The 26884-nt window shown below is 38.0% G+C and carries 41 protein-coding genes; 6 read left to right on the forward strand and 35 right to left on the reverse strand.

The features are described from left to right. Positions 1 to 8 precede the first annotated feature (8 nt). The 33 genes from LMF32_RS00925 to LMF32_RS01080 form a co-directional block, all read right to left on the reverse strand. On the reverse strand, positions 9 to 1856 hold the full coding sequence (locus LMF32_RS00925) for a minor capsid protein (protein ID WP_230523533.1): 1848 nt from the start codon (positions 1854 to 1856) through the stop codon (positions 9 to 11). Further along, positions 1857 to 3248: a phage portal protein gene (locus LMF32_RS00930; protein WP_230523534.1), complete on the reverse strand. Its 1392-nt coding sequence runs from the start codon at positions 3246 to 3248 to the stop codon at positions 1857 to 1859. A gap of 16 nt (positions 3249 to 3264) precedes the next feature. Beyond that, on the reverse strand, positions 3265 to 4542 hold the full coding sequence (locus tag LMF32_RS00935; RefSeq protein WP_230523535.1) for a PBSX family phage terminase large subunit: 1278 nt from the start codon (positions 4540 to 4542) through the stop codon (positions 3265 to 3267). After that, positions 4532 to 4972 (reverse strand): terminase small subunit, encoded by a 441-nt coding sequence (locus LMF32_RS00940; RefSeq protein ID WP_230523536.1) that lies wholly within the window; start codon positions 4970 to 4972, stop codon positions 4532 to 4534. The genes LMF32_RS00935 and LMF32_RS00940 overlap by 11 nt, the downstream gene beginning before the upstream one ends. Before the next feature lie 218 nt (positions 4973 to 5190). After that, positions 5191 to 5736, reverse strand: coding sequence for a sigma-70 family RNA polymerase sigma factor (locus tag LMF32_RS00945; RefSeq protein ID WP_230523537.1), 546 nt, complete (start codon positions 5734 to 5736; stop codon positions 5191 to 5193). A gap of 103 nt (positions 5737 to 5839) precedes the next feature. Then, the gene (locus LMF32_RS00950; RefSeq protein ID WP_230523538.1) at positions 5840 to 6034 is read right to left on the reverse strand and encodes a hypothetical protein; all 195 of its coding nucleotides are present in this window, start codon (positions 6032 to 6034) and stop codon (positions 5840 to 5842) included. Positions 6035 to 6058: 24 nt separating this feature from the next. After that, positions 6059 to 6535: a single-stranded DNA-binding protein gene (gene ssb, locus LMF32_RS00955; protein WP_230523539.1), complete on the reverse strand. Its 477-nt coding sequence runs from the start codon at positions 6533 to 6535 to the stop codon at positions 6059 to 6061. After that, positions 6535 to 7281: a hypothetical protein gene (locus tag LMF32_RS00960; protein WP_230523540.1), complete on the reverse strand. Its 747-nt coding sequence runs from the start codon at positions 7279 to 7281 to the stop codon at positions 6535 to 6537. Before LMF32_RS00960 ends, ssb begins: the two co-directional genes overlap by 1 nt. Further along, the gene (locus LMF32_RS00965) at positions 7281 to 7514 is read right to left on the reverse strand and encodes a hypothetical protein (RefSeq protein ID WP_230523541.1); all 234 of its coding nucleotides are present in this window, start codon (positions 7512 to 7514) and stop codon (positions 7281 to 7283) included. Before LMF32_RS00965 ends, LMF32_RS00960 begins: the two co-directional genes overlap by 1 nt. A gap of 16 nt (positions 7515 to 7530) precedes the next feature. Further along, positions 7531 to 8049, reverse strand: coding sequence for a Holliday junction resolvase RecU (locus LMF32_RS00970; protein WP_230523542.1), 519 nt, complete (start codon positions 8047 to 8049; stop codon positions 7531 to 7533). Beyond that, entirely contained in the window at positions 8046 to 8234 is a 189-nt protein-coding gene (locus LMF32_RS00975; RefSeq protein ID WP_230523543.1) for a hypothetical protein, read from the reverse strand. Before LMF32_RS00975 ends, LMF32_RS00970 begins: the two co-directional genes overlap by 4 nt. Then, positions 8231 to 8476, reverse strand: a complete 246-nt coding sequence (locus tag LMF32_RS00980) for a hypothetical protein (RefSeq protein ID WP_230523544.1) — start codon at positions 8474 to 8476, stop codon at positions 8231 to 8233. The genes LMF32_RS00975 and LMF32_RS00980 overlap by 4 nt, the downstream gene beginning before the upstream one ends. A gap of 24 nt (positions 8477 to 8500) precedes the next feature. After that, positions 8501 to 8956, reverse strand: a complete 456-nt coding sequence (locus tag LMF32_RS00985; protein ID WP_230523545.1) for a hypothetical protein — start codon at positions 8954 to 8956, stop codon at positions 8501 to 8503. 347 nt (positions 8957 to 9303) lie between these two features. Further along, positions 9304 to 9501 carry a DUF6877 family protein gene (locus tag LMF32_RS00990; protein WP_230523546.1) on the reverse strand — a complete coding sequence of 66 codons (198 nt, stop codon included), beginning with the start codon at positions 9499 to 9501 and terminating at the stop codon, positions 9304 to 9306. Beyond that, complete coding sequence (locus LMF32_RS00995; RefSeq protein WP_230523547.1) at positions 9498 to 9785, reverse strand: hypothetical protein; 288 nt, start codon at positions 9783 to 9785, stop codon at positions 9498 to 9500. Before LMF32_RS00995 ends, LMF32_RS00990 begins: the two co-directional genes overlap by 4 nt. Next, complete coding sequence (locus LMF32_RS01000) at positions 9782 to 11155, reverse strand: PcfJ domain-containing protein (RefSeq protein WP_230523548.1); 1374 nt, start codon at positions 11153 to 11155, stop codon at positions 9782 to 9784. The genes LMF32_RS00995 and LMF32_RS01000 overlap by 4 nt, the downstream gene beginning before the upstream one ends. Further along, positions 11152 to 11556 (reverse strand): Cas9 inhibitor AcrIIA9 family protein, encoded by a 405-nt coding sequence (locus LMF32_RS01005; protein WP_230523549.1) that lies wholly within the window; start codon positions 11554 to 11556, stop codon positions 11152 to 11154. Before LMF32_RS01005 ends, LMF32_RS01000 begins: the two co-directional genes overlap by 4 nt. 278 nt (positions 11557 to 11834) lie before the next feature. Then, positions 11835 to 12053, reverse strand: coding sequence for a hypothetical protein (locus tag LMF32_RS01010; protein ID WP_230523550.1), 219 nt, complete (start codon positions 12051 to 12053; stop codon positions 11835 to 11837). Next, on the reverse strand, positions 12050 to 12451 hold the full coding sequence (locus LMF32_RS01015) for a DUF1642 domain-containing protein (RefSeq protein ID WP_230523551.1): 402 nt from the start codon (positions 12449 to 12451) through the stop codon (positions 12050 to 12052). Before LMF32_RS01015 ends, LMF32_RS01010 begins: the two co-directional genes overlap by 4 nt. A gap of 18 nt (positions 12452 to 12469) precedes the next feature. Continuing rightward, positions 12470 to 12763, reverse strand: a complete 294-nt coding sequence (locus tag LMF32_RS01020) for a hypothetical protein (RefSeq protein ID WP_230523552.1) — start codon at positions 12761 to 12763, stop codon at positions 12470 to 12472. Positions 12764 to 12773: 10 nt separating this feature from the next. Further along, positions 12774 to 13007 carry a hypothetical protein gene (locus LMF32_RS01025; RefSeq protein ID WP_230523553.1) on the reverse strand — a complete coding sequence of 78 codons (234 nt, stop codon included), beginning with the start codon at positions 13005 to 13007 and terminating at the stop codon, positions 12774 to 12776. 2 nt (positions 13008 to 13009) lie between these two features. Beyond that, entirely contained in the window at positions 13010 to 13831 is an 822-nt protein-coding gene (locus LMF32_RS01030) for a Lin1244/Lin1753 domain-containing protein (RefSeq protein ID WP_230523554.1), read from the reverse strand. Between the two features lie 45 nt (positions 13832 to 13876). Continuing rightward, complete coding sequence (locus LMF32_RS01035) at positions 13877 to 14572, reverse strand: MBL fold metallo-hydrolase (protein WP_278046243.1); 696 nt, start codon at positions 14570 to 14572, stop codon at positions 13877 to 13879. Further along, complete coding sequence (locus LMF32_RS01040; protein WP_230523556.1) at positions 14572 to 15495, reverse strand: recombinase RecT; 924 nt, start codon at positions 15493 to 15495, stop codon at positions 14572 to 14574. The genes LMF32_RS01035 and LMF32_RS01040 overlap by 1 nt, the downstream gene beginning before the upstream one ends. A 2-nt stretch (positions 15496 to 15497) precedes the next feature. Further along, positions 15498 to 17534, reverse strand: a complete 2037-nt coding sequence (locus LMF32_RS01045; protein WP_230523557.1) for an AAA family ATPase — start codon at positions 17532 to 17534, stop codon at positions 15498 to 15500. Positions 17535 to 17599: 65 nt separating this feature from the next. Next, on the reverse strand, positions 17600 to 17893 hold the full coding sequence (locus tag LMF32_RS01050) for a hypothetical protein (protein ID WP_230523558.1): 294 nt from the start codon (positions 17891 to 17893) through the stop codon (positions 17600 to 17602). Then, a complete protein-coding gene (locus LMF32_RS01055; protein ID WP_230523559.1) occupies positions 17886 to 18038 on the reverse strand; it encodes a hypothetical protein in 153 nt (50 codons plus the stop codon). Before LMF32_RS01055 ends, LMF32_RS01050 begins: the two co-directional genes overlap by 8 nt. Before the next feature lie 20 nt (positions 18039 to 18058). Further along, the gene (locus LMF32_RS13540; RefSeq protein WP_278046244.1) at positions 18059 to 18184 is read right to left on the reverse strand and encodes a hypothetical protein; all 126 of its coding nucleotides are present in this window, start codon (positions 18182 to 18184) and stop codon (positions 18059 to 18061) included. A 5-nt stretch (positions 18185 to 18189) separates the two neighbouring features. Further along, complete coding sequence (locus LMF32_RS01060) at positions 18190 to 18402, reverse strand: hypothetical protein (protein WP_230523560.1); 213 nt, start codon at positions 18400 to 18402, stop codon at positions 18190 to 18192. 4 nt (positions 18403 to 18406) lie between these two features. Next, positions 18407 to 18703, reverse strand: a complete 297-nt coding sequence (locus tag LMF32_RS01065; RefSeq protein ID WP_230523561.1) for a DUF771 domain-containing protein — start codon at positions 18701 to 18703, stop codon at positions 18407 to 18409. Positions 18704 to 18705: 2 nt separating this feature from the next. Then, on the reverse strand, positions 18706 to 19479 hold the full coding sequence (locus tag LMF32_RS01070) for a phage regulatory protein/antirepressor Ant (RefSeq protein ID WP_230523562.1): 774 nt from the start codon (positions 19477 to 19479) through the stop codon (positions 18706 to 18708). Next, on the reverse strand, positions 19476 to 20015 hold the full coding sequence (locus LMF32_RS01075) for a helix-turn-helix transcriptional regulator (RefSeq protein ID WP_230523563.1): 540 nt from the start codon (positions 20013 to 20015) through the stop codon (positions 19476 to 19478). Before LMF32_RS01075 ends, LMF32_RS01070 begins: the two co-directional genes overlap by 4 nt. Before the next feature lie 98 nt (positions 20016 to 20113). Further along, positions 20114 to 20350, reverse strand: coding sequence for a helix-turn-helix transcriptional regulator (locus tag LMF32_RS01080; protein ID WP_230523564.1), 237 nt, complete (start codon positions 20348 to 20350; stop codon positions 20114 to 20116). A 163-nt stretch (positions 20351 to 20513) separates the two neighbouring features. Here LMF32_RS01080 and LMF32_RS01085 point away from each other — a divergent pair, with 163 nt between their 5' ends. The 5 genes from LMF32_RS01085 to LMF32_RS01105 all read left to right on the forward strand — a co-directional run bounded on the left by LMF32_RS01085 (position 20514) and on the right by LMF32_RS01105 (position 23964). After that, positions 20514 to 20888, forward strand: coding sequence for a helix-turn-helix transcriptional regulator (locus LMF32_RS01085; RefSeq protein WP_230523565.1), 375 nt, complete (start codon positions 20514 to 20516; stop codon positions 20886 to 20888). Further along, positions 20881 to 21324 (forward strand): ImmA/IrrE family metallo-endopeptidase, encoded by a 444-nt coding sequence (locus LMF32_RS01090; protein ID WP_230523566.1) that lies wholly within the window; start codon positions 20881 to 20883, stop codon positions 21322 to 21324. The genes LMF32_RS01085 and LMF32_RS01090 overlap by 8 nt, the downstream gene beginning before the upstream one ends. Before the next feature lie 466 nt (positions 21325 to 21790). Beyond that, positions 21791 to 22411 carry a DUF4352 domain-containing protein gene (locus LMF32_RS01095; protein ID WP_230523567.1) on the forward strand — a complete coding sequence of 207 codons (621 nt, stop codon included), beginning with the start codon at positions 21791 to 21793 and terminating at the stop codon, positions 22409 to 22411. A 93-nt stretch (positions 22412 to 22504) separates the two neighbouring features. Beyond that, positions 22505 to 22825, forward strand: a complete 321-nt coding sequence (locus LMF32_RS01100) for a hypothetical protein (RefSeq protein ID WP_230523568.1) — start codon at positions 22505 to 22507, stop codon at positions 22823 to 22825. Between the two features lie 2 nt (positions 22826 to 22827). Beyond that, the gene (locus LMF32_RS01105; RefSeq protein ID WP_230523569.1) at positions 22828 to 23964 is read left to right on the forward strand and encodes a site-specific integrase; all 1137 of its coding nucleotides are present in this window, start codon (positions 22828 to 22830) and stop codon (positions 23962 to 23964) included. A gap of 700 nt (positions 23965 to 24664) precedes the next feature. Here the strand turns inward: LMF32_RS01105 and LMF32_RS01110 are convergent. Beyond that, complete coding sequence (locus LMF32_RS01110) at positions 24665 to 25690, reverse strand: putative sulfate exporter family transporter (protein ID WP_230523570.1); 1026 nt, start codon at positions 25688 to 25690, stop codon at positions 24665 to 24667. Between the two features lie 75 nt (positions 25691 to 25765). Continuing rightward, positions 25766 to 26263, reverse strand: coding sequence for a GNAT family N-acetyltransferase (locus LMF32_RS01115; protein ID WP_230523571.1), 498 nt, complete (start codon positions 26261 to 26263; stop codon positions 25766 to 25768). A 145-nt stretch (positions 26264 to 26408) separates the two neighbouring features. Between LMF32_RS01115 and LMF32_RS01120 the strand changes: the two genes are divergently transcribed. Beyond that, positions 26409 to 26822, forward strand: coding sequence for a hypothetical protein (locus LMF32_RS01120; protein ID WP_230523572.1), 414 nt, complete (start codon positions 26409 to 26411; stop codon positions 26820 to 26822). The last annotated feature ends 62 nt before the right edge of the window (positions 26823 to 26884 follow it).

Consider the following 26884-nt stretch of genomic DNA (forward strand, 5'->3'; position numbering starts at 1 on the left):
CCTCTCCTTTACATCAATGCTAATATTCCGCAAATCCATCTAAACATGTCTTTATCTTTCATCAGCGTCTCAGGATCAGTATACAGCTTTTCTAATCCCATACTAACTAATTCATAAGCTCTACCACCGTAGTCTTTACCCATGTATATGTCCAGAAAATCATCTTTTCTTGACTTTTCGTCTTTCCGATAGCCTGCGCCCATCCACTTTAATAGCTCGCCTTTAGTTCTTCGATCATAGAATATCTTTTCTATGCCGATTAGACCATCAACGACTCTTTCCATCCTGTGGCCTAACTCGTGGATAGCGACTATAAAACCCTGCTGCCCTTCTCCGGACAAAGTTAATTCGGCGTATTCGCTATTTTTTTCGTAGTGGCGGTAAAAGCCTCGCTTTACTTTTTTTACCTTCAGTTTATTGTATGATACCGATTTTTCTACCCACTCAGAGGGATAGTGATTGTATGCATTTGCTACTAATTTAGCTGTTCCGCTTTTAGAACCGCTTAAGTGCGTTTTGATATCGATTCCGTCGCTTCCCATAGGTCTGATTTTAGCAAATATCTGCTTCACGTCTTCAGCGTTATCATAATACAAATTAGATCGCATGTCATCACATATCTTCTTTAATTCATCGCTTTTACGCGGATTTTTTTCTTTGTACTCATCCAACTCTTTGTTTCTTAATTCCGTCGCTTCAGACAAACGTTTATTGTATTCGTTGACATTGATCAAACCATCCTCATATTGGTCTTCCAATTCGATGACGGTCTGTTTGTATTTGTCTTTAATTTTTTGAGTGTTCTCTCTTTCTGTAACTATTTCTTTGATCGCAACCTCTTCATAGTCTTTTTGAGCTTCAGCTATTTTTTCTGCTCTGCTAGATAAAGAAGTAGCTTTTTTGAATTCGTCTTCGATGATTTTTCCAGCTTCTTTGATGGAAGCTTCATCAGGAACGTCAGAAATAGTGCTTTTGATTTTTTCTATTTTTTGTTTAACACCGATTTCTTTTGACGCCAACTCTTCACTTTGATTTTCCGTTTGATTCGTTTCGCGAGAAACTTTATCAGGTTCTAATAAACCAGCTGCAACCAACTCATCATCAAACACTGGTTCGGCAACGCACCTGCAGTTATAGTCCTCACCTGGAAGTAGTTCGCCATCAGCGTAGAAATAAATCTTCCCGTCACGTTCTGCATGGCTGTCTCTCACTGCCAAATCATCTGAGTCACGCCATCTATAAGCCTTTATGCCGCTTTGAGCATGTCTTTTGGCATTCATCTGCCCTAAAATAGATCCAGTCTGGTCTCTAGCGATAAAAGCAGCTCGATTCTCACTGATTCCAGAGCGTTCGACTAAGGCATCTTTGATGTCTGCAGCTGATTGTCCTTTTTTCACGCCGTTTTTAACAATTTCCTCGAACTTGTCCAAAGTTTCGTCGCGTATAGAGGAAATATACCCTACATTCTCTTTGTTTTTTTCATCCATGTAAGATTTCAACCAGGGTTCGTTATCAATCGGATTGATGCCTTTAACTCTCTCCTGGGCTGCTACATTGCTTTTGTTCACTGCGCTAATGTTTTTGACGAACTGCCCAGATTCTTTACTGACTTTTTTTTCGTCAACGTATTCCAGCGACTGTTTGCGAATCTTTTTGAAGATATTTTTAATCCTTTGAGATATGTTCACATCTTCCCTAATCTGCTGTTTTTTTAGTTCATAATCGATTTCAGATAGTGTTCCGGATAATTCTTCCACAACGTATTCTCCGAGCTCAGAGAAGTGTTTTTTCAGCTTTTTAGCATATTGTTGCTCAGCCCGATGCGGATAAATTGTTTTAGGTATCTTTTTAACCATTTAGTCCACCTGCTTATTTTTTAAATGAGCTTCGTATCCTTCTTTAACCGCTTTTGCCAAGACATCAATCGATTCATCTGCAGCATCAGCGTTGTATTTGGATGATTCAGTCAATCCAAAACGACCAAAACGAACATCGTTAACATCTTCAGAAGATAACACGCCGGTCTCAATGTAAATCTTGTCCGTCTCTGCTAGCAGTTTACGTATCTCAGCATCAGTTTTGGCATCGACATTCCATAATGGATTGAATTCAATTGACCATTCTATAGAATCAGGATCAACAGGCCCGCCAAGCTCATCTGAAGCTGTCATCAATAAACGAATCAATCTTTCTAGTTGTGGTCTCAACTCGTTCTCTTGAATTGCTGCGATGCTAGTGTAGTAATTCATTACATCATACTCTGCTCCAGTTAATGTGCCGGCTTCTTGCCCTTTTAAAATAGTCTTTGGAATTTTGACTGATCCTGCTAAAAAGTCCCATACAAAGCTTAACAAGTCATTGATTCCACTTATTGGAGTACCTCGTTTGTCTAGTTCTTCGTCCGTGCCAATGATGGCCAATGCTTCTGTTCTAAATTTGTAGTCCATCAGCATCCCTAGCTCTGCTTTTTCGTCATTAGTCAACGTATCCACATCGTTCGATTTAAATACTTTGAACGAATAATCATATAACATCTGGCCAACTGACCATAGAGAGGTGTCTAGCACAGTGATGATGTCGTATAATGATTCGATTAGACTTAATCCTTCGTGCTCAAATTCCAGCCTTTTACTTTGTTGATGGATCAATCGAGAATGATGGACCTTATCCATCGTCTGCATTGAATAGCCAACTGTTTTACCGTCGTTCTTCCTTCTGGAGACCTCGAACAATTCGACTTTGCCATAGTTCTCATCAAACATATCTTCATTGATGTAAAAGTTGCTGACTACTTGGTTAGAAAATGCATTTATGTAAGGGATGCGTTTAACCTTTTCCGGAATTAATTCGTCTTCCAGTGTGTGCGTATGGTCCTCAACTGTTCCAATTGAAATAAAACCATCTCCATACATTCGATCGTAGCGGTACATGTCATTAAAAGCATCTTTCGCTCTCAATTGTCTCAGTTTAGATTCAAGAGCGTCTTTTACTTTTTTATCTTTCATGTTAATGGTCCAACCTGCACGGGTTAGATCATTTGCTGGAGTGTCTATGATGGTCTGTACCATCGCACTACTTGCATATAAATCAGTGATTTCTTGAGCACTCAAACGTCTTCTAGGTGACGCCTTTTGACGAACAAGAGCATCTCTTGCTCCGGCTTTTCCATTCCCTTGCATGAAGTCTGTTCGGAGCTGTCCTTTTAATTGACCATCTTCTAATATCTTTCGTTTGTATGCTTTAGGCATTCTTATTCCTCCTGTATTATCTAGTCTTGTAGCGATCCAGTAATGATTTTTTCTTGACCGGAACGGATTCCATCGCATAACGGAAGGCATCCATCAAGTGGTTGAAGTCATCAATTGGTTTGTTAATAGCTGATCCATCTTTGTTATCCCAAACGTAGTTAGTCAGTTCGACTAATGTATTTTCACAACGAGGATGTACGATAACCTCATACCCTTGAATTTTTTGGATACCGTGATTGATGGAGTCTTTCCCTTTGACGGATCCTTTTATTCGAGAAAGTCCCATTTGTTTTAAGTCTTCGATATCCTTAGGTGCGGCACCGTCCGCTATGATTCGTTCTTTGTTATACCCCATGTATTTGATTTGTTTAGCGATATCCTTGTTCAATTGCCCGTGTTTGTACCATTCATCAAAGATGTAAATCTTCTCGTCCCTCGGATCGACCAACGCTGCAATGAAAGCCGTAGGGTCATTCGTAAATCCAAAATCGAGACCAAATGCAGAGAAAACACCCAACTTCTTACTGATAACAGAGTAGTCGAATTCTTCTTCTTTCCAGTTCTCATAAACCAGACCATCCGCAATACCCCAGTTACCCATTCCTTCGATGTTGTACCGACGAGGATTCTTTTTTTTCATCATCTTGAAGATATCAATATCGTCGTCCCCTAAAAATTCATTGCATAAGTAGTTCGTAGTCATCGATAAGGTGTTTTTATCCGGATCATCAAAGAACCTCGGTTTAAGCCAATGATTCTCTGACCAAGGGTTAAACGTCATGATCAACTGTTTGAAATACCCTGGTGGAAGTTCTCCACGAATAGACATATCAATTTTGTTGAACGCATCTTCATCCCTTATTTGAAAGACTTCTTCAAACCATGCCCAACATAAAAACCCAACTTCTACTGTGATGGATGTGATAGACTCCGGGTCATCAAGTCCTCTGAATAAAATCTTTTGACCAGTCGGAATGTATGTTGCTTCTAGCGGACTTTTTGAAAAATGCCACAAATGGGCCACCCCTAAGTTACGAGTAGCCCATTTAAGCTGCGTGTATGTCGAATCCTTGTGTGTATTAAAAAACCGCCGGAGAACTAAAGTGTTCGCCAACGGGTATTTCATCATGTTGTATATAATTTTCTGAGCTGCAGTGGTAGATTTTTTGGACCCACGTCCACCCTTCACTACTAGGTAACGCTTTTGGGACCTCCAAAAGGATCCGTAACCTTTCCCTATTTTTTTAGGAAGATTGATGATAACACTCACTTTTTGATTATTTTTAGTCTTCAAGTTGATCTCCCCCCTGGAACACTATTTGTTGGGAAATATCTACTTCACCTTTATCAACCCACATTGCATAACGTTTGCCCAGCATTTGAGCTGCTTTAGTTCGATTGTTGACATCAGGATGCTTCGTGTGCAACTCGACGTGTTCATCAAAACCCTCTTTGACTGTTAACAGCTGTTCTTCAGATACTTCTCCACGCATGACGGATGTCAGAAACTCCATGATTTCCTGCTGATCAGCCACCTTTTGAGATTTGATTTCTTCGAGCCGCTCTTCTATGTAATCTTTTACGCTCACATTTTCTAACAATTTAGCAGCATTGCCTTTGGCGTAGTTTTCACTGTAACCTGCTTTAAGTGCCGATTTATAGATGTTTCCACTGATAATGTACTCATCAGCAAAGTTCTTCCACTGTACTCTTAATTTACTCACTTTCCATCACCTTCTTGATGTATTTTAGTTATGCCAATGCCTGGATTCGAACCAGGTAATTAATCCATTTCATCGGTTAAAACAAACAGCTAGCGAAAGGAAAATCTTTATAATACTGTATTGTTGTGTGTCTTATGGGCTTCGCTAGCTGAATGAATAGGAGGAATGGCGGAAGTCAGAAGGTCCGCCTAATAATAAGTGTCTTTTGTAATACAGAATTAGATTTTTAAAGCCATTTGAATTTGGCCAGCATCAAGCTTGTCTTGTATTTTAGCTTTAGCTCGATTGATGAGTGATTGAGTCGCTCCTCGGCTGATTCCCATGTAATAAGCAGTCTCAGCATATGTATGACCTTCCGCGTAAATACATTTGTAAGCTTCCCTTTCTCGCTCGCTAAGTATAGATAAAATTTCATCCATTCTTTCGTTTTCTTCAGCTGTCAACTCTCTGCCTTCTGGTTCGCTCTGCATCCGATAAGCTTGCATAGATAACATGTCAATCTCTGCCCATAATTGTGTTCGTTGATACCGCGAACGGTTAGAAATACCTCTTTTAGATCCTGGTTCTCTCGCCGACTCTAACCAACTGATAGCATATTCCATATCACTGATCATCCCGCCTAATAGCCTCACATCATTCTGTTTTTGATTCGAACTCGTATCTTTACATTTTTTTAGCTGTGCTTTTAATTTGTTGCGCTGGACGTGTAAAGCTTCTAAACCTTCTTTGTACTCATCTGCTAATTCATCTGCATAATGCCACATATCATTTCCTCCTTTTCATCAATGACAACAAAAAAGAGGACATTCGTCCCTGTACGCATTTGTACAAGAATGAATATCCTCTAGGGTCTCTAGTCAGACAGCTTTATTGAAGTTTTGTTCTACTTTCAGACACGTCGTCTATGTATTGCACATGTCCATTTTGAGAAACTAGGTTAAGTTTTGTTTCTCCGAACTCTGGAAGTTTTTTAACCCAAACGCTTCCTTTGCTTACTACAAGTATAGCATTTTCTGCTATCATTTTCTCTAATTCTTTTGAATCTATTTTCTCAAATTCCACGTTTTTACCCCTCCCTTGTCACATTTAGAATGGTAAGTCATCATCGCTGATATCCATCCCGTGACTAGAATTATAATTTGGCGTGCTAGTGTTGTAATTCGCCTCATTTTTAGCCTGTGGTGTGTTTTGTCGATAGCTTGAGTAATTATCAGGACTAGGCGCTTCTTTCTTCTCCTCAGCTCTTTTTCCGTCTAAGAACGTCACGTTATCCGTAACCACTTCAGTCACATATACTTTTTGACTTTGTTGATTATCATAAGAACGTGTCTGGATTCTTCCTTCTATCCCGACCATAGAACCTTTATGCGTATATTGAGCTATTAGTTCAGCGGTTTTTCTCCAAGCAACACAATTGATAAAATCTGCTTCGCGTTCTCCGCTTTGGTTAGTAAATTGTCTGTTTACTGCTACTGTAAAAGAAGTGACGGCCGTGCCTCCGGAAGTATATTTTAATTCTGCAGGCTTTGTCAGTCTTCCAACTAAAACGACGTTGTTTATCATTATTTAGTACCTCCTGCTGCTTTATCTTTATAAATTGCTGATGCATAATACTCATTTCCTTCGTTATCCAGCTCTCCCCATTCTCTTCCTGCTGGTCTTAAGAAAAGTTTTTCGCCACATTCTTTACATTTTGCATAACGATTACCTCTAAAAGTGAATTGTCTTCCAGCGAATTCACATGATGGACAATCGACAAATATTGGAACATTTACTTTTTTATATGGTTCATCTTCGTGTTTGTCTTTCACCCATAAAGGCACGGCATAGCTCAGTGCGTCCAATGAATCTTTATCTATTGGTACTATATCGTTTTTTCGAGCCAATACTTCTCCAAATTTCTCTGCTAATGGTGTAAAAAGAGTATTCCCCGCATTGATGAACTCCACTTGTTTAGGTCTAGGTTTCCCTTGATCAACATTCTTTTTACCAGTTTTTATCGAAGCTGCAGTAGGCAGTTGTTCACTTTTAGCATCAGAATAACCTGGATAAAGTCCCTCAAACTCTTTTAATTCATCTAAACACGCTTCTCTCGTTTCTTGAAATGATTGAGAAATAGATTGATCTATCTTCATTCCTGAAGAGTTGTTTTTCTGCAACCCAACATCCGACACTAGACAGTCTTCTTTTAAACGTTTGTTTCCAGAAACTAGCTCATAAGCAGCTAGTACAACTTGTTCTTCGATCATACCTTCTTGTTTAAGAATTAAATGCAGTCCTGTTGCTTCATTTTGTAAAGTGATTTTCATTACACCCCAACCTCTTCCCATTTGATTAGTTTTATTTTCGAAACTTCTTCCTCTAAAAATGTAGACACTTTTTCTTTTTGATCTTCAGCTATTTTTTTAGCTGTTACTAGCATCAATGAAGACGCTGGGTTTTCGCTCCCTTTGTTCAGCATCATGCTGTACTGTTCGATTTGACACTCGAGTGCTCCAATTTCTTTTGCCATGTTTAATACTGCAGTTAATTTATTGGCCATGATGAAGTTCCTCCGCTTATTCATATTGGTTTAAAAAATGGATGAATCCGCCTTTGTACTCTACTCTGTACTCAACTAAATCTTTTTCGTTAACTGATTTTTTCTTAAATATCCCTTGCATGTCTTCCCATACTGGCCAAGGTACTTTATAGAATCGTTTCATCTGAAAAGAGACTAACACGAAACATTTGGCTCCCAATTCGTACTGGCTATTAAAGTTACATACTTGTTCATCTGTAAGACGATTTTGCTCAATCCGATTGCTCTCGGTGTGCTTTGCTTCAAATATGACAGCTCGACCACCTTGAAGCACCCCTTTGAAGTCAGGCTGCGCTTGTTTAGCGAAACAGGCTTTGAAGGTTCCTTTTTTTCGATCTAGAGGAGCCAGCACTCTCATAGGCTCTGGAGTTTTTTGAATGTCTGCAGCTCCAATTTTTTTATAGTAGTTGCAGCTTATTTCAATCACTTTTTCAAATATTTCACCGTTATACCTTGCTCTTTTTCCTGAAGTTCTTCCACCGGTTCCCATCGTCATTTTCTTATCTCCTCAAAATAGATAGTTTCTCCATCTTCTAAGACTCCAGAGACGATCAACTTATTAATTAAATTTTGTTTACTGATCTCAATCGTGTGACCAGTGTAGCCGTTACCACTATTTCGAAGAGAAGCGACCATGATACGGCCACGTTCCTCTTCGATTGCTAAGAATTCTTCACTCACTCTGTATCCTTCTTTCTTTCAGCAACTTTTTCATTTCCAAGCCAAAAACCTGCTAAATGTCGATTTTTATTTTCCCAGTTAACGTCTCTTTCTTTTTTAGGAAAGTAATTTATTTCTCTTTCGCAAGACTTACATCTAAGTCTTAGCATTATTTTCGATGGTTCGTAGTGAGGATGATGAACTAATCGCCATCGAACCATCTCGTACTCATGTTTGTGAAAGGGCCAAAAATTTATTTTCATTCTATACTCTCCTCCATCTATTTTTTAGCTCGATATAACCTTGAACTTAGATATTCTATTCGCTTTGATAGCTTGATTGATTTCATAATCGGCCCAGGGTTGAACTACCTCAGCTTCGTAAGTTATTACCAAATCAACAAATTCGTAGGAAAATTTTTCAATCCCGTTGATTTTCACATCTGTCTCACCATCAAAAACGACTTCACCAACTTTATAAATTTTCAAACTTCCGAATTCTGCTTTCTTCGCGATGTTGTATTTCTCGGTAAAAGTAAAATGTTTTATATATTTGTGTGCTGTATTCACTTCTCCTATTTTTTGACAAACAACTTCACTGATAACTTTAGGATCTCGAAAAACTTTAACTGATGTATTAAGTATCTGGATGACAATATATTTACTTTTCTCGTAATCAATGATGTCACCAATGTTCATTTGCTCATTAAATCCAACTCTCGTGGTTTTGAATACATATAACACGTTGCATCACCTCTTACTTTTTACGTTTCTTCTTCGTTCTCTTTTTTGGTTTGCTGCAGGTCTGGCGTATAAATGAATCGCTAACTAATCTCGAATCAAAGTCATGGATAGATTTTTTAGCAAACCAATAATCAAAATCATTTTTCATTGAGCACCTTCCTTTTCGTACTCTTCTCTCGCCCGATACGTCCGATTTCGTGCGTAACATTCTCGATGGACAATCCTGACATCTGTTGGGTCGTGACCTTCAATCGCTACGAAGTAATATTTTTCTGGTGGAATGATGTTACTATGACAGCTATCGCATCTTGGAAGGTAGACGGGTTGTATATATTTCATGGATTGTTTCATTCCGCCATTCTCCTCTCGTAACTCTTAGCAACATTCTCAGCAAATCTAACCTGTTGTTGAATATACGGATCATCATCTTTCCCACCACTGGCCAACCAATCGTTGATACGCTGGTTAACATCGGCTAATACTTTTATTGATATGTCATTAGGTACATTTTCTAGAGCAGACAATATTTCAGCTGCATAACTCATCCGCGCACCCACTTTCCACTTTTGAAATACGAGTTCTGGCCACGTTTGTATTTTTCTTCCAAGTAGCCTTCCCAACCAAACACCATCAATCCTTCTAAGTCTTTTTCGGTAATGGAATCACGTCTATATTTCTCGTAGAAGCCTCCGGTGATGGAGCGATGATTTTTATACCTTGTCACTATACCTCGTACACTGCGTTCAGCTGATTTCTCGCTTTCAAAAACATCGTGCAATGTATTTGATCCATCTTTGTGTGTTTTAAAAACGACGTAAACTTCTTTCATGCTGCACCTACTTTAGCGAGTTTATGTTTCTTGCTTCGGCTATTTATCCATTCCAGCCACTTATCAGCAACTTCTGTCACTTCTTCAGGAGGATCTTGGTTATGTTTACCTCTGACTTGAACTATCTGACGATTTTTTAGCTCCAGAGTAAAGAATGGCTCTTCAAGACACTCTTTTCTTCTGACAAAAACGATTGTGGTCTGACCATTTTTATGTTGGTTAATATAACCACTACCACCAACGCAGTGATGAAGAGTTTTCCCTTCTATGATTAATTCATTTAAATCTTTCGGGACTACAAAAGAAAAATTATCAATGGTAGCCTCATAATTCAAAATCTTTTTGAGTCGACCTTCATACTCTTTAGTTTCTACTTCACGTTTCATCTGGTTCAGTAAATTAACAGCGTTATCATGGGCTTTAGTTAGATCTTTTGGAATGATAAGATTTTCACTGTCTAAAGCAACATTTAAATCATTGAGTAATGATAAATAATCAAGATAATAATTAAAATCTACTCGATTCTTGACCATCCAGTTTTGAAAACGAGTGATCCCGACTCCTTTAGGTATTTTATTAATATCACGATAATCTAAATACTCTTCGATACCTGGGACAACTTTTCCATTGCGTTCTCGTATACGCTTCTCAAGTTCATATTCTCTGAAGCTGCGATCAGAATTTTTAAAAAAGGGTTTATTTTTTCTCAGCCACTTCTCGTTGATTGTTCTCATATCAACATTCTTTTTACAGCTCCAGCTCGAGTAAACGTAGCGCGGATACATTACTTCGTCTGCTAGTTTTCTAGCATTTATCTTTTGAAGAAACTCAATTTCCTTTCGGTACTTATAAATGTTTTCCAATTCGAAAATAGTTAATCCTTGCGTAAAAGACAGGTATCTTAATTCAGACGTATCTTTGATTCTTTCTATAGCATCATTATGGTAAAATCTAGTACCTGAATATGCGCCGCCTGAACAAAAATTAGGCGTTAACCCATAGACATATTCGCCTTCTCTCCTGGTGCTTACTTTTACGTGCTCATTATTAGCGAACTGTTCAAAGTTTACTAACTCCGATTCAATTACTTGTTTGCCATCTTCAATTTTGGACCAAAAACAATAGGATTGGATTTCAATCCGTTTTGGAGTGACCAAGACTATCGCAAAAGAGTAAAATTTATCAAAAAAAGTTAAGTTTGTCCTTTTCGTTAATCGTTTTTCAACCACGTAGCAGTCTTGTCTATCTGAAGCTAAAATAGTTTTCTGCTTATTGGACCATTTATAAGTATGGATTTGAGAATAACACCAGTCGAAAAAAGATTTAGGCGGCTTAAGTTTATGATTGATATAGTATTTTGGCTCTTTCATAACATATCCAGCAAACTCAATTGCTCCCCTTCTGAAATTGTATTTTTCGCCTTCGCTTTTTTCTTAACTTTTCTGACAGGTTTTGAAGCTGATGTCGTTACTTCAGCAGCAACATCTGCGACTATTTCTGGTTCTTTTTCAGCAGTAAAGTATTCTCTTACCCAAGAAAAAACCCTTTTATCATCAACCATTGCAGCGTTACCCGACTTCTGTTTTGATGCTTCTGATATACAATATTTCATTGCGCCTTTGATGGAGCGCCCTTTTTTCAAGATGCCTTCAAATAGCTTTTCATCGTTTTGATCACATAGCCAATTATGGACGGTATCTTCAGCACCAGTGTGTTCTCCATTCATTTCATCAAGCATTTTTTCTAATGCTTTTTGTTTAACTTCTGTCATTAGCCCACCTCCACGGAACGCAAATGTTCTAAATAATCGATATGAATGTTTAATTCATCTTCGCCAAAAGAGTCTAAATTAGCATGCTTAAGCTTGAATCTTAGTTCATCTTCAACTATTTGCTCACTCAGTGTTTTTTCATGGTTCACGATACACCCATCAATTTCTTTTTTTTTGTATCTAAATCAGTTGTTTTAAAATTCATAATTATCCCTCCACTTTTAGTTCCACCACAATGAACAGCAAGAACGCTATACATGATATAATTTGAATTGTTTCTAGCATTCGTCCTCGTCCTCAGTAGAAAGAAAAACTTCCAGCGCTTCATACTCTCCAGAATAGATACGGTAGGAGTCACTGATCTTTTTGCTGAATACTTCAACATATCCGCCCTCGCCGTTGTCTACTGAAGCAGTCACTTGAGCTACTTCTCCGTTTTCGAAGTATTCCTTGCCACCATATATTTTACTTACATCTAATATTTTCGCTTTAATCATTCCGTAACCTCCTCAGCAAAAGCCCAGTAGCGTTCGTCTATGTTTTTGATTTCTTGTTCGGTGAAAATATGCACTCTGTTTAAAAATCCACTATCTTCTTGGTGCATAAAATAAGTTGTACCTTTGCTCAAGTTCTTATCATCATCTGAAACCAGATAAGTTCCATCATGGAGAGGTACGTGATACAACTTCTCTTTCTCAACCGTATAGCCGTCTAGCCATGCTCTGGCGAATTTTTCATCATTGTTGCCAGAATCATCCGTATATAACCATGTGTGCATTTCTCGGTCATCCTCATAATGAGTGTTTAATGTGTCTCCTAAATTTAGGTTATCCTTCTTATTTTCCTCAATCCAATCAGCCACAAACTGAGGAATCACCACTTTATCTTTCTTCATCTTAATTCCTCCGCTCTCCTAATCTTGCACATCGAATTGAATCCCTGTCTCTTTCTCGATCGTTGACCACACGTCATGCGTGCTGATGTACCCTTCGTTATAAGCCTCCGAAATCTCGAAGAACCTCTTATGAAATCTCATCAACCGATCGTGACCGAATTCAAATTCATCTCTGATTGCTAACATCGAAAACCCGATAATGACTTTTAACGCATGTTCAGTAGCTTCTGACTTCAATTTGTTCAACTGTGCTGGCGTCATGGTGACTGGCTGCTGCTTCAACTGCTTTTTCATTTGCTTCGTTGCTTTCATAACGTCCTCCTTAGTATCTATCGCCGTTGCCACCATAAGAAGCTTTGACGATTTTCCCAGGACTACTGCTTACTGGAACATAAACGTCCTCAGCTGTTCCATAACCCAAATACTTCAGCCCATGAACCGTCACACAAGTTATGCTTAATTTCTGTTTGTAACCAGCTAATCCTTTAGCAAAATCATATTCTTCATACGGAGGCAGATTCTCAATTCTGACCGCTTTATAATAATGTAATTCCATCTTTATTCCTCCTGTCCATTCCTGGATAAATATTCCGGCTGAGCCCAATCAGGTGGCTCTGTGTTTATGTGTATCCGTTCGTTACTATGGTCATTATCGGGATTCCCGGTTACTCCTTTTTGTTTAGAATAGTCGTCATCATCCCGATGAACCAGATCCATCGTGTTGATATTTCTTTTAGACCAATCTTTTAGTATTCCTTCTGCATATCTGAACGTTTTTTGGTTCAGAACAGCCCTCTTCATAGCTTCTGTGACCATCTCTTCATTCAGTGAATCGCACCAATACTCAATACTTTCTATAATTGGTTTAGCGATTGGGTTAGCATTTTGTTTAAGATTGGTTTCAAAAAAAGCGACAGCTTTAGGAAATTTATAGTCGGTTTCTTTTTTTTCATCAGCTGAACTTTCTTTTTTCTCTTCAGCTACAGGTTTGCTTGTAGCACCATTGTCTCCCCATCTTTTTTTAGCACCTTTTCTGCCTGCTTCGACTTTCTTTTTCCGTTTTTCCTCTTTGATTCCCATACGTCTAAGTAGTGATTCACTCCAGAAATGACTGCCGTCGGAAGAAAGGAGTTCATAGTCATTGATGAGGCTGTTAATGAATTGTTCAGCTTTATCGGCTTCGCACATCATTTCCATCGCGATGCCGTAGTAGCTCCAACTCTTGTGCTCCATCATATAACCTTCCTGCTCCGACAACATTTCTATTAGAATCCAATACCACGCATACCCTTCATTTCCATACTTAGACCGTAGCGCCAGTATTTTAGGATCTCTCCTGGCATTATTGTCATGAGAAAAGTAGTACGCTTCTTTTGCCATCATGTGCCTCCGTTCCTTCCGTAAATCCAGTCATTCTTTTATCTCCTATTCAGCGATATATACAGGTGTTCCTGTTATTTCTTGTATTTCTCGTTTAAATCTTTTTTCATCCGAATTTCCATTGGATAAATGCAGCAGCCAAACCTCTTGCAACTGGCTCAAATCATTCGTTTGGATAAACTTCTTGACGTTGTTCAACTCGAAATGGGACTTTATAACCCGATTGCTTAAGAACGCTCCTAGGCGCCCTGATTCGACGTTTTTCTTAAGGATGTCCATCGCGTAATTGCATTCAATCATCAAATGAGTGACTCCTGGAAACTGGTACTTGATGTAGTAAGTGTCAGTGGCAAATAATATTTTTTCTCCGCCTGGCGCTTGAATCAAAAAACCAAGCGGTTCATTTACATCATGTTGTACATCGAATGGAAGCACCGTCCAAGAGCCGATATTTTGCTTCGTGAGCGCTTTTAACGTTTTGATACGATAACTACTTATTTCGAGAACCTCTTGCGTCCCTGCGCTTAAATACAGGTCAATTCCGGTACGTTTCAGCAAATCTTTTGCATATTTAGTGTGATCACCATGTTCATGCGTGATCAGACAAGCATCGACTGATGACCAATCAATGCCGTGTAGTTTTTTTAACGGAATCCCGGCTTCCAATAAAAGCGAACGCCCTCCGGAAGTGATAAGATATGAATTTCCCGAGCTATCGGATCCGAAACTTCTTATCTCCATTAGAATTTCGGCTCCATTTCAGCTAAATTATCGAACAATCGTCCCTGCTCTTCATCCGGGTCTTTAGCTACTTCTTCATAAACAGGTTCGGCATTTCGAACTTCAACAGGCACGGTTCTCTCTGCTGGAATTGTATCGAAATCAAGCACTTTTTGATTTGCATTTTGATCAACTTCGTCTTGAACAATTTCAGCTTCATCGACATGTTTTCTTTCACTCGGTTCAAACTCGCTGTCAGTAGTATTGTTGATAGCTTCGATCAGTAAGTCGCTGTCGTCGCTGGTATTAATAATGTTTTTAGCTGCACGGTTGATGACCGTTCTCTTGGCCATTTCTTGAGGAAATTTTTTATGGACAGATTGCCCAGTTTTCGATTGGCTCCACGCTGCTTCAACTTCTTTTTTTGTCATGACGGTCAATTCTTGCGCGCCATCTTCTTTTTCAATGATGCAGTAAACACCTTTAATGCCGCCGTCTCGATTTTCAAATTTTGTCTCGTGTTTGATCAAAACTTCTTTACCTTTTTCAATAGCCATTACAAACTCATCAGCGTCGTAAATAACGTTCGCCCAGATATCTTTAACGCCTTTCAATCTCTTAAGAACCGCTTGAGTTCCAAAGTAAGACCGATTCAGCTTCAATGTATTTCCGTAAACGATAAAATAGCATTGAGTTTTAGCAGGGCTCAACCCCTGGACCACCATGTCTAAAAGCGCATTAGCTATCGAGTCTGTTGTGCAGACACTCAACGCTGGGTTATCCTTTCGATCTTTCGTTTCCTGAAGTTTGAAAAACGCACTTTTTAAAGCGTTTTGAGGATTATAGTTGGGCGGAAAATTCAATCCGGTACTTTCTAGTTCGCTCAATTTCCCACTAACGTGATCAGTTATATCTTTTTGAAGCAAAGCCATTTCATTAGACATTTTTAAACAACTCCTTCTGTGATTTTAGTTTCGATTTTTAATTTATCGACGCCTTCCGCAACATACATTTGAACGGTTTGAGCTTCTGTATCAAGAAGCTGCGTAACGCTTTCGCTGTTATCAATAAACAAAGGTACTGTGACTCCTTCTAATCGGCTGATAGCATTAATAATGTCGATACCTGCATTGATTCTTGCTGCACTATTTAACCCGCTGCTGTAAGGAACACCGTTTACAGTAGGCTCACACACTTCTTTCAATCCGCCGTTGATTTGCTCTTCAAACAATTTGAAGTGAACGAATTTAAATTGACTATTGATGCGCTCTGTCAGCATATTCACTTTGACTCTTGTGAATTGATCCAATAGATAAAGTTGATCTTCTAATTCACCAAAACGAATCGATAACGTTTTTTCTTGATCAATCAATTCTTGTTTCCGTTTCTCCTGGTTAGCAGCTAGTTTGAATTGGTAAATTTGGTCCTCAATGACATATCGTTTATTTTTTTGATTAGAAATATCGATACGGTATTTTTCAAGTTGTTGCTCACTCGATTTACTGATGTTATCCAACTTTTCATTCAATTTATTTAAGTCATCTATTATCGCGCTATAGGCATCCGTAGCTTCAAACGGATCTTGTTTAGCCTGAATTTCTTTAATCTCTGCTTTTACACTTTCGTATTTCGCTTTGACTTCGTCACGTGCTTTAACAGCTAGTTCTAACGCTTTTTTTGTTGCTTTTACATTTTCCTCTAAAGAGGCTATTCTTTCATTGGATAGAGAGACTTGAAGGTTCAAATCGACACCCTGGCTATTGATATTTTCTAATTTCGAAGCTTTTTTAATATTGAAAGCTTTGCGCTCCTCTTCATAAGTCGCTTTTATTTCTTGTTGTTTTTCAGGTGGATAATCTTGTCCGCAAAATTGACAACTTGTCTTGTGTTCGTCAAAAGAAGGAAAAACGTCGTCACGCACTGTTAAAAATTCAGATCTGAGATCTGCTTGATTTCGCTTAACACCCTCGATTAAAGACGTCTCTTCAATAATTGCCTTTTCATCTGCTTTTAACGATGATTCAATTTCTCCTACAACCTGATTTCTGCCCATCGCTTCGTCGTAAAGCTGTTGCTGTTCTTTTTGCAATCCTTCAACTTTTGCGTATTGTTCCACTTGATACTTGCTTATGGCCAACTCTAATTCAGATTTTTTGGTGTTGATTTCAGCCCTTAAATCAGTAGCTGCATTTCCGTTCCGGATCCCGGAAACTTTTTCCTCTAGCGTCTCAATTTCTTTGTCAATTTCATCTATTTCTTGTTGCAAACTTTCTTTGTCGAAGCTACTCAAATCAGGGATAGAACGATCAACTTCATCAATTCGATTAGGAATACTGTCCAAATCTTTATTGATTTTTCGTCGTTCTTCAATGATTAGCGAACGCTTATCATCTACGCTGTGACCATTAAGAATTTTCAATAACGGTTTTAGTTCTTTTTCTGATTTGATGACATCTTCATCCGTGAAGTCACCTACCAGGTTGAAGAGCATTTCCCGTCGATCTTTAGCTTTCATCGTTTCAGCCACGTAATAAACATTGGTCAGCTGTTTAAATAAATCCTCACTAATAAATTGATCTATACGTTCTTTAAATTTCTTTTGAGTAGTCTGCACGCCATCTATTCGATAAGTAGTTTCATGTCCTTGAAACGTTTCTGTGTTGACCCCTCTTTTTTTGGTCCATTTTTCTGCTGTCATGCGGGATAGAGTCAATTCTTTGCCGTCTTCATCCAGCACAAGTTCAACTTCAGTTTCTAGGTGATTAATTTGTTTATTGCTTTTATCTAAAGGTTTCCAGGCGAAATCAGTAGAATCATGGCTGTCTTTACCGAACAAACAGAAAGTAAATGCATCGAAAATACTCGTTTTTCCCGTAGCGTTGTCCCCGTAAATTTGTGTGTCGGATCCACCGAAGTCGATGTCTAATCTTTGAAATCCTTTAAAATTGCGAATGTTCATTTTTTTTAGTTTAATTTGTTTCATTTTTTTTGCCTCCGATGTGGTAAAATAATGTAAATAAGTTTTGTTTTGAAGCTGATGTTGACGCATCAGCTGTTTTTTTGTTCTTCAACTAACGATACGATTAAAGCCGCCGTTAGCGGATTCTTTTCTTCTACCCTTTTCAAACATTGTTCCCCGAATACATCTAACGTACGCAACAAACCTACCAGGTGCTCTGAATCTACGTTGCTACCGATTGATGTATTTGAAGAAAATAAAGAACCGCTAACTTTAATAACTACCATTGTTTCTTGCTTAGGATCATAATTTTCTACCATCGCAAGCATTCTGCTAATTGATTCGTCTTCGTTTAGTTTGTGCTCAACTCTTGTTTCATTCATTATTTTTCCCCTTTTCTTTTTCCAAATAATTAATGACTAACTCTAAATCTTTTCTTGAAACTGTGATCATGATCATTTCTGGATAGTTGTGCAAATCAGCTTTGAGCTCCTTAAAAGCTTTTTCTTCTTTCGCATTCATTCCCATGTTCCAAACCTCCCTTCTATTTACATAAACAGCGGTAGAAATATAATTCCCATAGCCAAAACCAAGCTGCTTCCCGCAACTAAAACCTCTTTCAATTCTATTTCGTCCTCTTCCAGGCCGAAAAACTCAAGAACGTTTTTTTTCATAACCATTAACACCACTTTTCATTTTCATCAGCTTCTTTTATCGCTTCGCTGATTTTTAATCGAGCATCTTCAAGTTCTCGTTCTTTTTCCTGCAGATACTTGCTAAATTCTTTACCGGTTTTGTTAGGTTTCGTGTAATTGTGTGATTGGCTGGACCAGAACAATTTATCTTTCGTTTCTTTACTGATTGGTGATATGCGTTCAACTTTTTTATGCATGTGATTACCCCCAGACTTTTTTATAATTCTGCTGCATCCACCGGCGCATCGGGAATTTATTGAACTTCCAATGTTCTCCGCTATCCGGATAAGTCACAAACTGTTCCAACTCATCACGAAACGGATAAAGTAGCTTCTCTTTAATGGTTTGCGGGCTCTTTGTTGCCGTTTCTTTCAAAAGCCATTTCATGTCTCCAATGCTGGACTCTTCCGCCTCTTTCAGTTCTCTGAGCTTCGCTTTTTCTACCAGCACTAAATGATCAGGAATTTGAATGTTGACTACCGCTTCAAGCTGTTGCATATTTATTGCCCCTCTCTGTCCATTAAGGCGGTAACACCGATATTTTTTAAAATGTCATGAATAAACAAGCGACCTTTCTGGGTCCATTTTGTGTTCATTTTCGTGTCCTGATGACCACCAGTACGTGTGATGTTGATCGTCTGAGACTTGGTATATCCTTTGTTCATGTGGTCTTTGTATAAAATCCATTGACCACCTACTTTGTGCTGCACGCGCTGATCATGCAGAACCTTGTTTAATTGTTGAGGAGACATACCATAATCTGCAGCTATTTGACTAATTGCCAACAGACCTTTTGAATCTAAAATAGTGTCTAGGTAACTGATCCTCGGTTCGTATTCAGCAATCAGCTGGGCCTGCACTTCATTCTTTTCAGCCAACTGTTGGACCACTCTTTGTTCTTCAATCCATTTCTCTGCTCTTTTTACCGGATCCTCAATCATGTAAGAATCCAAATGAGCAACAGCGAGTTTGTTTTCCATTTCGTTGAAACGTTGAACATATAAAGCTGTAAAAATGACACCTTTTTTTCCAGTCAATTTATTGGCCACCATTTGGCAACCTTGTTTAGTGATTAGATATGATAGTCTTGTTTCACCTTTTAAATCCTGATAGCTTGATGTAACAAAGAATTCAACCGAGCCAATTTTGGCTTCGTTAAGATAGTCAATGTAATTACGGATATCTCTTAACAACTTGCTGTGTTCTTTGCCAACCATTCTCGCTACTTCTCTCGATTCGATCGTTTGAGTTGAATGCATAGTAGTTAGATTCATGATTTAGTCTCCTTCAAATATTTTTTTCTCTCCCAATGAGGGGTGCGCCTTCTTACTGCACTCATCAGCGACATACCCAACTTGTCAAAAAGTGAAATGATATAGCGGATTTCAATGAAGACTTCGTCCAAATAATTCATGGCGTAATCGAAAATCGCATCTTTATCCTCTTTAGTTAATGCAGCTTTATTTTTCGTCAAAGCATACATCGCTTTAATTTTAAGTTCGTCCCTTTCTTTCTGCTCAATCCCTTGAATAATATCCAATGAGTACGGATCCATTTGAAATACTTCCGACTCCATCGCTGGAATACTTTCAAATGTTTTATACGATAATTGTTGACTAAAAACTGAGTCATCCATCACTTCAGCTATTTGTTGCATAGCTTCGAATGGAACTGGGTCGCCTCGGAAGTAACCGTTGATAGTTGTTTTAGCTCGGTTCGTTTCTTTAGCCAACTCAACTTGAGTGATGTGTTTTCTTTGGGAAAGCACATGTAGTTCACGACTAATGACGCTTGTTTTTGTTTGTCTCATAATATATTACCTTCTTTCTATTTCGTATTTGGCTAACCATTATTCCTAAAACTCCGTACTTTGTGATATTCCAATACAATCGCTTTCGTTATAAAATATTAGTAAGATGAATTTTTGTTACGTTTTGTATCAAATTTGATTAAAAAAATATCGGGGAACAGATAATCCAATTCTTTTTTATAAAACAAAGCAAATTTCTTAGCCATTTGAGGACTAGGATTTCGATTTCCCTCCTCTATCTTTCTAACTGTAATCTCTGCAATACCGAGTTTATCTGCAAGTTCTGATCTCGTTAAATCTTTACTCTTTCTTTCTTTAACAAGGTTGCTTCTCATGCTTGACCTCCTTTCTTTCAGATACGTTTTGTATCATTTGTCTATATAATACATGATACATTTTGTATCGTCAAGCTTTTTATGAAACATTTTGTATCTTTTTTATTTATAGATACAAAACGTATCCTTTCTCTGTTATTATTTTGTTAAAGGCGGTGCAATTATGTTAGGTGATAGAGTTAAAGATTTAAGGAAGAAAACTGGGAAAACCCAAGATGATGTAGCTAAATCAATCGGTCTTTCCCGACCAGCTTATTCTCACATTGAAAATAACCGGAATGAACCTGATGGAGAAACATTAAAGAAATTAGCTTCATATTATGAAGTAACGACTGATTACCTTCTTGGCCATAGCGTTCCGCAATGGGCTACAGAAAAGGATGTGATGGATTTAGAAGAAATGCTAAATAGTAGCGTCAACATGGCGTACGGTGGAGAAAGGTTGTCTGAAGAAGAAAAACAACGTGTGAAGGATGTCTTGACTGGCATCTTTTGGGAGAAGTTGAATAAACGCAAGCGAAGTGATGGAAGTGAATGAAAAGTATCATCATTTAATCAGTAAACTGCGTGAAACAGCGGGCACTTTAAACCCTATTACGATAGCCGAGACTTTGGGCATTGAAATTAAATATGTCTCCTTTCTCGCTAATCCGGAGGGGCAATACTTAAAAATGTTTGATGAACCTATTATTCTTATAAATGAAAAATACGCGGAGCACAATCATCGCTATTTCCTAGTTGCTCACGAACTGCACCACGCAATCGAACATGAAGATTTATCTGGGTACTATGTACAAAATAATGTAACCAGAGGTAAGTTAGAAAACGAAGCAAACGCTTTCGCTGCCGCTTTATTGGTTTGGTATTATGCCGAATTGAATGATCAACTTCCTGGGTCCACGAAAGAACTTGAACTTGAATTTGGTTTTCCTGAAGATTTATCCGAAGAATATTTAACGGAACGTATTTATTAGATGTAGGCAGCAGGAGCTTTTAATTACTACTACCTTTCTTTTAATTTCCTTTCCTTTACTTTCCTTTACTTTCTTTTAATTTCCTTTACTTTACTTTCCTTTGCCATCGTTTGCCACTCTGATGCCATGGCACTGCCAATAGCAATGCTATAGCAGTGCTATTTTTATCAAAGAGTTTGTTTGCTAAGAACGTTATTTCGACAATGTTCTTAGTAAATAAATGTATTACCAACGGTTTAACTATAATTTATAGCAGTGCTATAACAACGCTATGGCGGTGTTATAAATTATTTGTTTGTCTAGCGATAAGCAAACAAATATTGATTGATTTTTTTGACAACCTATAGCATTCCTATATTTGTGAATAGCACATTTAAAGTTATTTATAGGTATGTTATAGCATATTAATAGCAATGCCATAGCACACCCATAGCATTGCTATAAAATGAAAATTGGAGGAATAAAAATGTCCAAAAAAATTACTGACGATCAAGGAAATGTGTATGTGCAGAAGAAACCTTTTTATAAGAAATGGTGGGTCTGGCTCCTATTGGCCCTTCTTGTTTTTTATTTTATTGGTTCGAGCGTTCCGGACGAAAGAGATAACTCAGATAACGAAACCACCGAAACTGAAACAAACGCTGATGCTTCTTCTGTTCCAGTCGAAGAAGCTGGATCTAATTCAGTGAATAGTGAAGAATCAGTCGAAATTGAACAAGCAGAAACTTACGATGTGGGTGAACAAGCTATATTCTCAGATTCTTCGACTGGTGATGAAATTGCCATTACTGTTAATTCGGTTTCGTTAGATTCCGGAGATGAATACAACGTACCCACCGGAGACCATTATGTAAAAGCAGATATTACATTCGAAAACAAAGGTTCTAACGTTTACCTAGCTAATGCCTCAGAGTTTTCTATCTATGATAGTAATGGATCGAAAGGTGAAACAAGCTCTAAAGATTTTATACTAGAAGAAATAGCTGCTGGTAAAAACTTCAGCGGTCCTGTGTACTTTGATGTTGTGGGATCTGGTCCTTACGAAATACAAATTTACGATACTACTTGGGTAGTAAATCCTAAATAAACAAAGATTAGCCTAAAAGGCTTTTCTTTTTAACACAAAAAGAACATAAGTTCGTACTTTGAACAAGAAAATACGGAAAAAGGAGCTGTTTTTATGATAATCATTGAAATGACAGAAGAAGAATCGGAGTTTGTAGCCTATAGTACGGAAAATACCGGTGCTTATCGAGTGAGGACTTTCGACATAGACAACGTTTGTTGTTTGTTTGCGTACTATTTCGACGAATTTATTCACTTGAAAATCAGGCGTTACGTCAAAGAACAGACTGCTATAAGCGATTGGTTTCAATTGAAATCAGCTGGAATCATCTATCCTGATATCATCCTGGATGAAACCATCGATGTCCGATTTGATCTCGAAGAAAATCAAATTCATGTTCAGCTCCCTAATACAGTTAACGAAAGGAATTGGTAAACATGGCTTCAATCAGAAAAAGAAACGGTAGCTGGCAATATCGAATCAGCTACAAAGATCTCGATGGTAAATACAAAGAAAAATCCAAGAGTAAATTCAGGACAAAAAAAGAAGCTCAGCTAGCAGCTGAAAAAGCAGAAAAACAACTCAATAAACAATTGGAAACAAATACTGTCATGGATGTTGACGCACCGTTCTGGGATTATTTTACAAAATGGTATGAGTTATATAAGGCGCCACACGTGACTCCCGTTACCTTGAAGACATATAAAACCACTGCTAGGATTGTAGCTATCTATTTGGAAGATGCTCCGCTCTCGAAAATAAGCATTGATAGATACCAGTTATTCATCAATGAGTACGGAGAAAATCATTCGATTCGATCCGTTAGAAAAGCACACGCGCAATTAAAAGCTTGTATTCAATACGCTTTACACACTGGTTACATCACGACTGACATCACATTCAAAGTCAAAATGACCGGTACTGCTCCTCAAGATGAGAATAAAAAATTCTTGAATGAAGTAGACGTTAAAAAATTGATTGCTACTATAATGAAGGATTACGATGGCAGCCAGACTGCCAGTGCTATGATTTTATTTGCTTTATCTACCGGCTGTAGATTAGGAGAAGTTTTTGCATTGACAGAGGATTGTATTGACTGGAAAAAGAAAACTGTTAAAATTAAACGAAGCTGGGACTACAAAGATACTCACAACTTTATCAAAACAAAGACCAAAGCTAGTGTCAGAAGCATCGCTGTAGATAAAGAAACGTTGTCCGTGCTGGATGCTATTATCAAGCATTATAAAAAAGAAGCTCTCAAAATAGGTATTCGAAAAGAAAATAAATTCGTCTTTTTAACTCGTTTATTCAAACAAATGAGTTATCGACGAGTAAATGAAATTCTAAAAGAAAAATGCCTAGAAGCAGGAATCAAAGTTATCTCCTTCCACTCGCTTCGTCATACGCATGCCAGTTTATTGTTGCTAAAAGGCGCAGACATGCAATTCGTCTCTAAACGATTAGGTCATAGCAGTGTCCTTATCACTATGGAAGTTTATGCCCATGTCCTCAAAGAAATGGAGGACATTGGAAACGACCAGGTTGAGCATTTAGCTTCGGAAATTTACAAATAAAAAAACCAATTTGGGCTAATTTCGGGCTGAATCTTTACAAACCCTTTACTATCAAGGTGTGTGTAATCTCTCTAGGACCGTAATAAAAAAGAGAGCGGAACAGGGCGTTTAGGGTTCCGTAGAGTTCGATTTTGCCTTGTGATTTGCGTTTTTTGCCAATAACAAGGCAAAACGAAATCATAGGAAAACTGCCCTGTGCAACTCGTCTAAAACCAGAGAGTAGAACAGGGCGTTTAGGGTTCCGTAGAGTTCGATTTTGACTTGTCATTGGCGTTTTTTGCCAATAACAAGTCAAAACGAAATCATAGGAAGCCTGCCCTGTGCAGCTCGTCTACGAAAGAGCGTGAAAAAAAGCGTTTAGAGTACGACTCATAAGAAAAGCACCGCATAAAACTGCCGGTGCTTTTCTCTGTAAAATGAACGATAGCCTTCTCTATTTAAGAGAAGGCTATCTAACTAATCAATATTCAATATTTTAAGGCTGACTAAACTATTACTCATTTTCAATATTTCAATTTATACAATGTATTCCCTAACCTCTAATACATCCTTGTAGCCCCATAGCTACTCCAGTGTGAATAAACTTGCCGCGTAAAACACAAAAATCGTATATCAATATCTTTCGTATTCAATTAGTATAGCACTTATTTTATATAAATGCAAATCCATCAATACTTCTACGATTTACGATTCGTTTATTCTAGACTTGGCCTAAAAATACTTGTACGACAAATGAGACTACTACGACTAGTGTAGAAACGATGAAACCATGCAGCATCGGTCTGAAACCGGATTTTGCGACATCAGCGAAATTAGTCTTTAACCCAATAGAACCTAGTGCCATCACCATTAAAAATTTACTGATTGTAGAAGTTTGGCTGCTCAATGAATCTGAGATGATTCCTGTACTTTTAACAGCTACCATGACTAGAAACAGCAGAATGAAAAATGGAAAGATTTTTTTGATGTTTACTTTTTGTCTTGTGACAGTTTCCCCTGCTGCAAGTTGTTCTTTTTGTTTGACGCGCAAATTAATGATTGAAAACATCATGACCATAGGAACGATCGCCAAAGTTCTTGTCAACTTCACAATAACCGCATAAGCCCCTGCTGCGTCAGAAAATGCATAAGCAGCAGCTACTACAGAAGATGTATCATTCACGGCTGTACCTGTCCATAACCCATACCCTAAGTCGCTCATCCCAAAGTAAACACCTGCTATAGGAAATAAAATGACCATCAATATATCGAAAATAAACGTTGCTGAAATCGCGTATGCTACATCTTTGTCTTCAGCTTCGATAGTTGGTGCCACTGCTGCAATAGCCGAACCTCCGCAAATCCCTGTACCGGCTGAAATCAAGCTGGATAATTTCCAATTCATATTGAACAATTTTCCAATCAAATATCCCCCGCCAAATGCAGTGAGCAACGTAAACATCATCACGATCAAAGAATATTTGCCTACATTTAATACTTGGGTAAAACTAAGAGTCAATCCCAATAAAATAATCGAAAATTTCAATACGCGCTTCGAAACGAACTGGATACCATCTTTAAAAATAGGATACTTAGCAATCAACGGATTTAAGGCCATCCCGATCAATAACGCAAATACACTTCCGCTGATGATGCCGTTTGGCACCCATCCACTGATTTGATTAGCTGTGATCGCCAGTAAAACGGTCAATAAAATACCCGCTAAATAACTTTTAAACTTACTCAAAATTAATCCTCCTTTATTCTTGTTAGTTGATGCTCTTCTTAAAAGGAGAATCTGCATTTATTTTACTCCATTTTATTACATCACTGAATCGATTGTTTTTTGAAAAGCTGCTCGTGGAGTGCCATCATTCACATAAATGATACCACATTTTTGATAGCCATTTTTGATCAATAATTTTTGCATCGGCACATTCGCTTCATGAGTATCTACTCGAATGTTTGGTATTTGCTGGAAACACCAATCTAAACACACAGTGCCTACCCCTTTTTTCGCACTTGAAACTCCTAAACGATGAATCACTCCGTATGTCTTTTCATTCAGCCATTGTCCATCATATATTTTTTTATAGGTTTCATCTTCCCCGATAGAAAAAGCAAATACACCAACGATTTCTCCTTGATCTATACAAACATAACTGATACCTTCTGCTATATCTTTTTTCAATAACTCGTCACTAGGATAGCCATTTACCCATTGGTGTGAATTGCCGTTATCTCTCATGTATTGTCTGGCTTCATCGTAAATCGCTTGGATCAGCTCCAACTCATTAAGGACTGTCTTTCTAATTTGCACTATGTATCACCTCTTTGATTTGATCATTCAGTCTTTAAAAACCATTCTACCATATTCTATTTTAAGTGGTGATAAGTTTTTCGCTTTACTATCCGAACATTTGTTCGTATAATCAATAATGAAGCTAGTATATGGAGGCGAGTTTATGGAGAAAGTTCAATCGGAGGAAAAAAACAAAAGAATCAGTCCTTTTAAAGAAGGGTATCAAGATCGAAAAATGGCTAAATGGCAAGGATTCATTTTATCCGATCATTCAGACTTGATTCATCAAGAAAAGGAACAGCAAATAAAACCTATAGCGAAAGAAAAACAGCCTTTATCTACCATCAGTGATTATTTGCATCGTTCTTTTGCATATGGTCATCAGTTAACTGTTCAATTGGATTTCATTGTAGACGGTTTATATGAACCAGATATTATAGGAGTCGTGACAGGGTTCGACAATCAACTGATTTACATTCAAGCTAACGAAGAGTCAATTGTGATCGATTTATCTCTGGTTCTGCATGTTGAACTTCTTCCCTCATCTAAATGGTTCGCTCCCGATAAAGCAACATAAAAAAACATGAAGCCTATGTACTGTAGGCTTCATGTTTTTTTAAATTTTAAGAGTATTAAGTC

The organism is Desemzia sp. C1 (assembly GCF_020882875.1).
GTDB lineage: Bacteria > Bacillota > Bacilli > Lactobacillales > Carnobacteriaceae > Desemzia > Desemzia incerta.